Below are 11,042 nucleotides of genomic sequence, written 5' to 3'. Positions count from 1 at the left end.
AAAACATTCCTCTATTCGAATCCTTTCGTCGTGCTGTTGATTCTGCCTTCCTATGACCTGTTCGGACTATTATGAGAAATGCTATAAATTCCAGGTAAAACAAAGTCGTTATCTCCAACCGTTACAACCAACTCTCCTTCTTTAATTTTTACTTGATTAGGTGTATGGTCCCATACCATCACACTCTGGGATCATACACCTAAAGTACTCCGACACTGGGATGACACCCCGGGGTTTCTGGGATGACAAAAAAGAGCCCCCTGAGCAAAAATCTTATAGCCACTTGAATGATAATTGACTTTTTGCCTAAAATAACTAAGAAAGAAACTTCTCATCAAGATAACTTAAATATATACTAATTCTCTTATTTTTAAACGATTTCTCATCATGAATTGCACGATCAAAAACCTGAATTTGACTTGTTATAATGCTACAATTATTACTTGCAACTTCTAATACGCCACTATCAATTACAACCTTCTTTTCTGTTTGGTTACTCATTTTAACAGTAATCATACCAGGCAATAAATAAATTAAGTAAGGAGCATGGTGAGCTAAAATCATAAGCTCCCCTTCGAGCCCAGTTACTGAAAGAGAAACCACTCCACTGAATGAAATTTGATCATCAGGAGAGAAAAATTGCACTTTAAAAGTATTCATAATCTTTAACTTTTATTTAGCTTCAGCTTGTATTAATTCAGCCTTTTTTATTGCTTCATCTATATTCCCCACCATATAAAAAGCAGCCTCTGGTAAGTGATCATATTTGCCTTCAACAATTCCTTTAAAACTGGAAACAGTATCAGAAAGTGAAACAAATTTACCAGGCATGCCAGTAAATATTTCTGCAACGTGAAAAGGTTGAGAAAGAAATTTCTGAATCTTACGAGCCCTATCAACAATAATTTTATCTTCATCAGATAGCTCATCCATACCAAGTATTGCGATAATATCTTGCAGTGATTTATAAGTTTGCAATATACGTTTCACCTCAGAAGCTACCTTATAATGTTCTTCACCAATGATTTCAGCAGATAAAGACTGAGAAGTTGAATCAAGTGGATCAACAGCAGGGTATATTCCCATTTCAGCTATTTGCCTTGACAACACTGTGGTGGCATCAAGGTGAGAGAACGTAGTTGCTGGGGCTGGATCAGTTAAATCGTCCGCAGGAACATATATAGCTTGCACAGAAGTAATAGAGCCAGAAGTTGTTGAAGCTATTCTTTCTTGCATTGCACCCATATCAGTTGCAAGGGTTGGCTGATAACCAACAGCTGACGGTATTCTTCCAAGTAAAGCAGAAATTTCAGAACCAGCTTGTGTAAATCTAAAGATATTATCCACAAAAAATAGAACATCTTGGTTTTCACGGTCACGAAAATACTCTGCCATAGTAAGTGCTGTTAAAGCAACTCTAGCCCTTGCTCCAGGAGGCTCATTCATCTGACCATAAACCAAAACAGCTTGAGATTTTTCATGCTCATTTATATTTATTACATTTGAAGTGATCATCTCGTGATAAAGATCGTTACCTTCACGCGTTCTCTCCCCTACCCCGGCAAACACAGAAAATCCTTTATGAGCTTTTGCTATATTATTAATTAATTCCATTATTAGGACTGTTTTACCAACACCGGCTCCACCAAATAAGCCAATTTTTCCTCCTTTAAGATAAGGTGCAAGAAGATCTATAACTTTTATTCCCGTAACTAAAACTTCTTCCTGTATTCTCTGTTCAGTAAAACTTGGAGGTGCTCTGTGTATAGGCTCTAAGTTATATTTTCCCTTCAGTGGACCACACTCATCTATAAGCTCTCCAACAACATTAAAAATCCTTCCTAAAGTTGAACGCCCAATTGGCACCGATATTGGTGCACCTGTATCAACAAATTCATCCCCCCTTGACATGCCATCTGTGCTATCCATAGCAATACAACGAACTATATTGTCACCTATATGCTGCGAAACTTCTAAAACCAGCTCCTTATCCTTATATTTTAGTTTGCTTTTTAAAGCATTAAATATTTTAGGCAATTCACCTTCAAATTTTATATCAACAACTGCTTGAGTTACCTTAATCGCTCTACCTATATTCATCTCTTTATTTTTATCACCTAACACTATAATTCCATAAAAGAACTTCTAAAGAAAATAAATTTTATATTATTAATAGAAATTTTGCAACATTAAAACGCTTACTAGTTACGCTTCATTACAAACAATGCAAATGCATTTAATAGCCAAGTAATAATAAACAATACTAAACTAAGCGCATAAGCAGCAAGAGTTTGTACACTATTGAAATCCTGATCTCCGGTAAGTAATGTAGCGATCTGCACGGTAATGGTAGTAACTGAATTAAGAGGGTTAAAAGTCAAATTTGCGTTGATTCCAACAGCCATTAGCACAATCATTGTTTCACCTATCACTCTTGAAATTGACAATAAAATTGCACTTAAAATTGTAGGCATTGCATAAGGTATTGTTATATGCCATATAGTTTCCGCTGGAGTTGCACCAAGTGCCATGAAGCCATAACGCAAGCTTTTTGGAACAGATCTTATGGCATCTTCGAGTAAAGAAATAATAAAAGGAAGAATCATTATCCCAATCGATAAACCGGCAACTAAGGCACTTTCTGAGTGTATACTTAAACCAAAAAAATTTGCTACCTGCTTTATAAAGAAAGACAAAAACACAACCGCGAAATATCCATATACAACCGTAGGAATAGCAGACAAAACTTGCAAAGTTGTATTAACAATATAACGCACTTTCTCACTCGCATATTCACTAATATATATTGCAGAAAATAAACCAAGCGGAACGACAACTACCATTGCTATAATAGTTATAAGTAATGTACCAACTAAAAGCGGCGCTATACCAAAACATCCTATCTTCTCTTCATTGATAGTAACTACATTGTGGCCCCATTTCAAGCAAAACAAGAATTCTGAAATAGCTACTTTATTAAAAAAACTAATGGATTGAATAAAAATAGACAGCATTATAAATAAAGTGATAAAAAATGATATGGCCAAAGCCACAAATAACGAAAGTTTTATTATCTTATTTCTTTTATTTTTAAAGATAAAAGCAAGCATGAAAAAAAGTAACGCTATAGAAATAAAAGTTACAAAACAATTATTATAGAATACTAACAACCAAGTTAGCATCCATACACAACTAAGATATAGATAAGATTTAACCTTATTTACTTCTTGAAACCTACTAAAACAAAATAAAAGGATTAGTAAGACAGGTATGACTATCACCGAATTCATTCTTCCATGCATCAAATTTTATTCTACGAAAATGTCATACAAGTTCACCATTATTTGACAATAAAGTAAAACAATTTAAAATAAATAATTATATTAATATAAAAACAATGAAGAGAACATTTCAACCAAAAAATTTGATAAGAAAGCGCAGACACGGATTTCGTTCACGTATGGCAACAAGAGCTGGAAGAAAAATCCTTAATAGGCGCCGTTCATTAGGGTGTAACAAATTATGCGCATAGTAAGTATAAAAAAAAAGATTTTTCTTCTGCTTTCAAAAATAAGTTAGCACTCAACAGTCTTTTTTATCGTGGGCTTTATATATCACTGTACGCTATAAAAGAAAGAGAACCTGAAAAGTACATTCATACTATTAGAGTAGGTCTGGCTATCAGTAAAAAAACCGGAAAAGCAGCAAAAAGAAATAAAATAAAAAGGCAACTACGAATGCTTGCTAAAATTAGCATTTTAAATATAAGTAATATAGGGCACTACTACATAATACTAACTCATAGAAACATTATGCAAGCAAGTTATAAAAACTTACAAAAAGATCTAACTATTTGCTTAAAAAAGATAAAATAAAAAAAATCTCAATTAAGGTATTTACAACTATATTTTTTATGATAATATAGGTAAAATTTTTAAAAATAGTTAATGGGTATGATGAATGGTAGAGCATATAAAAGAGGTAAATAACACAAGCTTTGGTCAGATGTATCAATTCTTATTTCTTCCTAAAGGAACAGGAACAGATTGGAGGTCAGCATTTCGCCAACAAGAAGAATTATTTAAAAAAGTGGGAGGTAATGTAATATTACCAGAAATCAGTAATTCTCCTTCAAAAGGGAATCAATTAGGGGAAGTAGGAACAATGCTAAATAATGTAGAAAATGACCAAGAACATATAAGAAAAAAAAGATATCGTGGTTAAAGTAAAAACTTAAAGAATAGTAACAAAACAAGAGAGTTAAAATATAAGTATACCTACTGTCTAATTAACAAAGAAATTTTTATAAACTTGGCGGCGACCTACTCTCCCTTTTCAAGTACCATCAGCGCTAAAAAGTTTCACTTCCGAGTTCGAGATGAGATCGGGTGGTTCATTTTTGCTATAGCCACCAAGTCAATAAAAATTTCTAACTTAACAATTTTAACTTAATATTTAACACTGCATACACACATATAGAAAGCAAATAAATCAATCAGGCTATTAGTACTAGTTAGCTTCACATGTTACCATGCTTCCACACCTAGCCTATCAACGTGGTAGTCTTCCACGGCCTTAATTGGGAAATCTTTTTGAAGAGGGTTTCTTGCTTATATGCTTTCAGCAATTATCCCATCTATACATAGCCACCCAGCGATGCTATTGGCATAACAGCTGGTACACCAGAGGTATATCCATCTCGGTCCTCTCGTACTAGAGCCAGACCTTCTCAAATTTCCTTCACCCACGGCAGATAGAAACCGAACTGTCTCACGACGTTCTAAACCCAACTCACGTATCACTTTAATCGGCGAACAGCCGAACCCTTGGGACCTTCTTCAGCCCCAGGATGTGATGAGTCGACATCGAGGTGCCAAACGGTGTCGTCGCTACGAACGCTCGAACACCATCAGCCTGTTATCCCCGGCGTACCTTTTATCCGTTGAGCGATGACCCTTCCATACAGAATCACCGGATCACTATGACCGACTTTCGTCTCTGCTTGGCTTGTCAGCCTCGCAGTCAGGCAAGCTTATGCCATTATACTATCAAGCTGATTTCCGACCAGCTCTAGCTTACCTTCGCACGCCTCCGTTACTTTTTAGGAGGCGACCGCCCCAGTCAAACTACCCACCATACAATGTCCTAGTTCCAGATAATGAAACATAGTTAGATATCAAAAGTGTAAAGGGTGGTATCTCAAGGTTGACTCCATTATAGCTAGCGCCATAACTTCAAAGTCTCCCACCTATCCTGCACATCACACTTTTAATAGCAATGTAAAGCTATAGTAAAGGTGCACGGGGTCTCTTCGTCTAACCGCGGGTACCCCGCATCTGCACGGGGAATTCAATTTCGCTGAAGTGATGTTGGAGACAGTGGAGAAATCGTTACGCCATTCGTGCGGGTCGGAACTTACCCGACAAGGAATTTCGCTACCTTAGGACCGTCAGTGTTACGGCCGCCGTTTACTGGGGCTTCAATTCGGAGCTTGCACCCTTCGTATTAACCTTCCAGCACCGGGCAGGCGTCAGACCCTATACTTCCACTTACGTGTTTGCAGAGTCCTGTGTTTTTAGTAAACAGTCGCTACTCCCTATTTTGTGCCACCTACTCATAGTTGCCTAAAAGCAGGTTACCCTTCTTCCGAAGTTACAGGTATAATTTGCCGAGTTCCTTCAACATCATTCTTTCAACACCTTAGTATACTCTACTCATCCACCAGTGTCGGTTTGCGGTACGGCCTCATAAATATAAGTGCTATTTCCTGGAGCTTCTTTTAAGCATAGATCAATCCAATAAGATCTATACAAATACGAAACCCGTCACACTTAAGAGGTTTAGGAATATTAACCTAATTGCCATCGACTACTCCTTTACGGACTCGCCTTAGGAACCGACTAACCCTACGCAGATTAACTTAACGTAGGAACCCTTAGATTTTTGGTGAGAGTGTTTTTCACACTCTTTTACGCTACTTATGTCAGCATTCTCACTTCCGATATCTCCAGCAGTTTTCACAAACCACCTTCACAGACTTACGGAACGCTCCGCTACCGCGCCTATTGATCGAAATCAATAAGCACTCACATCTTCGGTATACAGCTTTAGCCCCGGTACATTTTCGGCGCAGAAAAACTTGTTTAGACAAGTGAGCTGTTACGCTTTCTTTAAAGGATGGCTGCTTCCAAGCCAACCTCCTAGCTGTAATGGTTTTTCTACTTCCTTCCCCACTTAGCTGTAATTTTGGGACCTTAGATAGTGATCTGGGTTGTTTCCCTTTCCACCACGGACTTAGCACCCGTAGTGTGCCTGCTGTATAATTAATTGTTGGTATTCGGAGTTTAGTTAGATTTGGTAAGACGGTGAATCCCCCTAGTCTATCCAGTGCTCTACCCCCAACAACATACATACAACGCTCTACCTAAATAGATTTCGCGGAGAACCAGCTATTTCCAAGTTTGATTGGCCTTTCACCCCTAATCACAACTCATCCAATAATGTTGCAACATTAACCGGTTCGATCCTCCAGTGTGTTTTACCACACCTTCAATCTGGTCATGACTAGATCACTTGGTTTCGGGTCTAATCCATAAAACTAAAACGCCCTATTCAGACTTGCTTTCGCTACGCCTACACCTAACGGCTTAAGCTTGCTTCATAGATTAACTCGCTGACCCATTATGCAAAAGGTACGCTGTCACTCTAAATATCAATAAATTGATATAGAGCTCCAACTGTTTTTAAGCACTTGATTTCAGATTCTATTTCACTCCCCTCCCGGGGTTCTTTTCACCTTTCCCTCACGGTACTTGTTCACTATCGGTCGTCAAGGAGTATTTAGGCTTGGAGGATGGTCCCCCCATATTCAAACAGGATTTCACGTGCCCCGCTCTACTCAAGGATTTAAAAACTTTCTACTTATACAGGACTATTACCTTCTATGGTTACTATTTCCAGAGTATTCTAATTCTTATTCTTAAATCACTAGCCTTTTCCGCTTTCGCTCGTCACTACTAACAGAATCTCGGTTGATTTCTTTTCCTTTGGCTACTTAGATATTTCAGTTCACCAAGTTTGCTTTACATACTTAGTACGTAATAACTAGCTAAACTAGTTGGGTTTCCCCATTCGGAAATCTGCGGATCAAAATTTGTTGACAATTCCCCACAGCTTATCGCAGCCTGCCACGTCCTTCATCGCCTCTTAACGCCAAGGCATCCATCAAGTGCTCTTAATAATTTATTTATCCGACTATATGCAGAATATGCAGAGTTAAATATTATTAAAATTGAATTGAGACTAAATTAATCTCTACCATAAAACTTGTCAAACATCTAAAAACTAAATTAATCTTTTATATACTATAACCTAATAAATAATATGTCAACGCCTTTTTGCACAAAACATTTACTTATATTATCAACAACAATATACTAGCGATCCTAAACAGTATAATCTGAGAAATATGTGGTAAACTTATATATACAGTAAAAATTAATAAAAAAGATATTTTGTAAGATAAAATGTGTTAAAATCAATTGCCTAAAAATGATAATAAACATTCGGAGTATTTCTAACGTATGAAAAGTAATCTCTCTTTTATAAAAAACGTTGCTTTAAATTGTATGTCTAAGCTCATTGGCGTATTAAATATTAAGAAAGTAAAACACTTCATTGTGAATAAATATAATACTCTTCATAAAGAAATGACAGTGCTTCTTAAAAAATCTAAGAACCTGTTAAATACCAACATTGAAATCGGTTTATATCACTTTTATAAAGGTAGCATATCAGATGCAAAGTTACGATTTTGGTTAATTAGCATATTTTACCCCCATTTACCTATAGTCTGGTATAACATCGGAAGGTGTCATTTTGCGGTAGGGAATACTAACAAAGCTTATAATTATTTAACAAGGACACTAAAATTAGATAATGACCACGAGGAGGCGTCTTACTATATAAAAAAAATGACAAACTCAGCGCCTATTACAGAATTGCCAAAAAACCTCATAAGACAATATTTTGATTACACAGGTGAATATTTTGTTGAGCATTGGTTGATTGCCAAACAATATAGAGGGCATGAACTTGTACACATGATAATTACAAAAATCTTCAACAACTCCACTTCTGAGCTCAATATACTTGACCTTGGTTGTGGGACTGGAATATGTGGTCATTTCTTAAAAATAAATAGTATTGGAAACCACATAACAGGAATTGACATTTCAAGTAGAATGCTAAATATCGCAAGAGGATGCTTTATAAAAGGTAAGCCTGTTTACAATGAATTAATACATATGGAAATGAAAGAGTTTCTTAAACAAGAGAAAAACCAGCAGTATGATGTAATTATCTTTGCTGAAGTGCTACATTATCTACATGACTTTCAAGAAGAATTGGAATTAGCAAAAAGATCTACGAGCAAAAAAGGGGTTATTGTATGTTTAATAAGAAGAAAGGAAGGTGAAGGTATTGACTTTGTAAATAAAGGAGACTATTTTCGTCACTCAGAAAGTTATGTTCAACATGTTGCAAAAGAAATAAATATGCAAGTAAGTTATACGAGTTACTGTAAAATATATGGCAGTCAGGTTGACGGTATCTTGTTTGCATTACAGCATCAACAAGAAAATCCGAAAAACCTAACTTAAAAATCGCTCAAAATGACTTTTAAGTATCTATATATAATAAAAGAATAAAAGGAACTTTATGAATAACATTACCATTAATTACGCAAAGGACAGCAAATTAACCGACTTTGGAAAAGCAGTTCTATCAGACAGGTATTTAATAGAAAATGAAAGTTATCAAGACCTCTTTGCACGTATTGCTAATTACTATTCTGATAATAAAGAACATGCGCAGCGTCTTTATGACTACATGAGCAACTTGTGGTTCATGCCTTCAACACCAATACTCAGCAATGGTGGCACTAAGAGAGGGTTACCTATCTCTTGCTTTCTTAATGAAACCGAAGACAGCTTGCAGGGAATAGTTGATCTATGGAACGAAAATGTTTGGCTTGCTGCACGTGGAGGAGGCATAGGTAGTTATTGGGGAAATTTACGCTCAATAGGCGAAAGCGTAAAGGGTAGCGGCAAAACATCAGGAATTGTTCCATTTATTGTAGTGCAAAATGCTCTAACGCTTGCAATTAGTCAGGGATCCCTAAGGCGAGGAAGTTCAGCAGTCTACCTTCCTGTATCTCATCCGGAGATAGAAGAGTTTCTAGATTTACGCAAGCCAACAGGCGGTGACCCAAATCGCAAAGCGTTAAATATACATCATGCTGTAATAGTAACAGATAAATTTATGCAGGCTGTTGAGAATGATCAAGAATGGAATTTAATAAGCCCTCACAACAATAAGGTTATTTCAACTGTAAAAGCGCGGGATATATGGATCAAAATATTAACAGCAAGAGTTGAAACTGGAGAACCTTACATTATTTTCCTTGATGCAACAAATAACAATAAGCCAGAATCTTACAAAAAGCTCAACTTAGACGTCAAGATGTCAAATCTATGCAGTGAAATAACTTTAACCACAGGTTATGATCACCTGAATAAGTCACGCACTGCTGTGTGTTGTCTATCATCCGTAAACCTTGAGTACTACGAAGAATGGAAAGACAATAAACTCTTCATAGAAGATATAATGCGCTTTCTTGATAATGTATTGGAAGATTTCATAAATAAAGCACCGAATGAAATGCAGCGAGCAAAATATTCTGCAGCCAGAGAACGCAGTATTGGTCTTGGTGTGATGGGCTTTCACTCATTTTTACAAAGCAAAATGGTTCCTTTTGAATCAGTAACAGCACAACAATGGAATAAAAAAATATTTAAGTATTTACGCGAGCAAGCAGATATAGTTTCTAAAAAATTAGCAGAAGAAAAGGGGGCATGTCCTGATGCCAAAGAAGTTGATCTAATGGAAAGGTTTACACACAAGCTCGCTATTGCTCCTACTGCCTCGATCTCCATTATTGCAGGTAATACCTCTCCTGGAATAGAACCATATGCAGCAAACGTATTCATACAAAAGACACTTACAGGCTCATTTGTAGTGCGAAATAAATTCTTGCAAAAACTATTAGCAGAAAAAAATCAAGACAATGATAAAATATGGTCTTCAATTTCAACAAACGAGGGTTCCGTTCAGCATTTAGATTTTCTTAGTGAGCATGAAAAATTGACATTTAAAACAGCGTACGAGCTTGACCAAAGATGGATTATAGAACATGCAAGTAATAGAACTTCGTATATTTGTCAATCTCAATCAGTAAATCTGTTCTTACCTGCCAACGTACATAAACGTTACTTGCACAAAATACACATGCTTGCTTGGAAAAAAGGATTGAAGAGCTTATATTACTGCAGATCACAATCAATGCAGAGAGCCGATAAGGTCTCGCATGACATATTCAAAAAAAGTGAAATATTGCAGCAAAAAACAGATATTGACTACGATGAATGTCTGTCATGCCAATAGCGGCCTTACTCAGAAAAAGTAGAGAGAAAGTTAAGCAAATGGGTAAATAGACTTCTTGCATAACCATATAACGCACTTTTATTGGAAATAGAAACGAAAAAACTTTCTTGACAAACTCCGCCAGCCCCCTTATCATGAAACTGAAGCTATTTATTTATCTTCGCAATCTCTGCGGTGGATTAATGACAAAAAAACTTAATGTATTTGGCGTAAATCATGCTTAATTTTTTGCACTATGTGCACCTCATGTCTTTATAAAACTTTTAGGTTTCTACCTATACAAGCCGAAACGCGCTTATAAAGCGTTTAGACAGTAAAAGACGTCAAATAGACAAGGGAGAATTTGAATACTAGCTACCCTAGGGTTTCTTTGCCTTTTTTTCCGCTCAGTAAATTTCCTAACGTTTATAATTTAGGTTAGTTGCATTTAAAAGCAGCTAAATTGCAGCGTTTATAGCATTTCTCATAATAGTCCGAACAGGTCATAGGAAGGCAGAATCAACAGCACGACGAAAGGATTCGAATAGAGGAATGTTTTT

8 protein-coding genes, 2 rRNA genes and 1 pseudogene are annotated in these 11,042 nt (G+C 36.3%); 5 read left to right on the top strand and 6 right to left on the bottom strand.

What is annotated here, in order from left to right:
* Positions 1-191 precede the first annotated feature (191 nt).
* From OZD66_RS01625 to pstC, 4 genes are all read right to left on the bottom strand, one after another.
* Complete coding sequence (locus OZD66_RS01625; RefSeq protein ID WP_156518021.1) at positions 192-335, bottom strand: hypothetical protein; 144 nt, start codon at positions 333-335, stop codon at positions 192-194.
* The gene (locus OZD66_RS01620) at positions 316-660 is read right to left on the bottom strand and encodes a F0F1 ATP synthase subunit epsilon (protein ID WP_065095371.1); all 345 of its coding nucleotides are present in this window, start codon (positions 658-660) and stop codon (positions 316-318) included. Before OZD66_RS01620 ends, OZD66_RS01625 begins: the two co-directional genes overlap by 20 nt.
* A 12-nt stretch (positions 661-672) precedes the next feature.
* Positions 673-2,100: a F0F1 ATP synthase subunit beta gene (gene atpD / locus OZD66_RS01615; protein WP_012673086.1), complete on the bottom strand. Its 1,428-nt coding sequence runs from the start codon at positions 2,098-2,100 to the stop codon at positions 673-675.
* Between the two features lie 101 nt (positions 2,101-2,201).
* The gene (pstC, locus tag OZD66_RS01610) at positions 2,202-3,290 is read right to left on the bottom strand and encodes a phosphate ABC transporter permease subunit PstC (RefSeq protein WP_182366606.1); all 1,089 of its coding nucleotides are present in this window, start codon (positions 3,288-3,290) and stop codon (positions 2,202-2,204) included.
* Positions 3,291-3,397: 107 nt separating this feature from the next.
* Between pstC and rpmH the strand changes: the two genes are divergently transcribed.
* From rpmH to OZD66_RS01595, 3 genes and pseudogenes are all read left to right on the top strand, one after another.
* Positions 3,398-3,532 carry a 50S ribosomal protein L34 gene (gene rpmH / locus OZD66_RS01605; protein ID WP_006279898.1) on the top strand — a complete coding sequence of 45 codons (135 nt, stop codon included), beginning with the start codon at positions 3,398-3,400 and terminating at the stop codon, positions 3,530-3,532.
* A 19-nt stretch (positions 3,533-3,551) separates the two neighbouring features.
* A pseudogene (rnpA, locus tag OZD66_RS01600) lies at positions 3,552-3,875 on the top strand (ribonuclease P protein component); the annotation flags it as partial.
* Between the two features lie 85 nt (positions 3,876-3,960).
* Positions 3,961-4,224 (top strand): hypothetical protein, encoded by a 264-nt coding sequence (locus OZD66_RS01595; protein WP_182366557.1) that lies wholly within the window; start codon positions 3,961-3,963, stop codon positions 4,222-4,224.
* A gap of 85 nt (positions 4,225-4,309) precedes the next feature.
* Here the strand turns inward: OZD66_RS01595 and rrf are convergent.
* Positions 4,310-4,416 (bottom strand): 5S ribosomal RNA (gene rrf / locus OZD66_RS01590).
* Between the two features lie 66 nt (positions 4,417-4,482).
* A 23S ribosomal RNA gene (locus tag OZD66_RS01585) occupies positions 4,483-7,248 on the bottom strand.
* Between the two features lie 335 nt (positions 7,249-7,583).
* Here OZD66_RS01585 and OZD66_RS01580 point away from each other — a divergent pair.
* Together OZD66_RS01580 and OZD66_RS01575 are read left to right on the top strand one after the other, a co-directional pair.
* A complete protein-coding gene (locus OZD66_RS01580) occupies positions 7,584-8,660 on the top strand; it encodes a methyltransferase domain-containing protein (protein ID WP_182366559.1) in 1,077 nt (358 codons plus the stop codon).
* A gap of 58 nt (positions 8,661-8,718) precedes the next feature.
* Complete coding sequence (locus OZD66_RS01575; protein ID WP_182366561.1) at positions 8,719-10,503, top strand: ribonucleoside-diphosphate reductase subunit alpha; 1,785 nt, start codon at positions 8,719-8,721, stop codon at positions 10,501-10,503.
* Positions 10,504-11,042: the final 539 nt, after the last annotated feature.

Origin of the sequence: Wolbachia endosymbiont of Drosophila baimaii, assembly GCF_028982185.1 — a bacterium.
In the GTDB taxonomy this organism is placed as follows: domain Bacteria; phylum Pseudomonadota; class Alphaproteobacteria; order Rickettsiales; family Anaplasmataceae; genus Wolbachia; species Wolbachia pipientis.
This window is presented reverse-complemented; position numbering and strand designations above follow the sequence as displayed.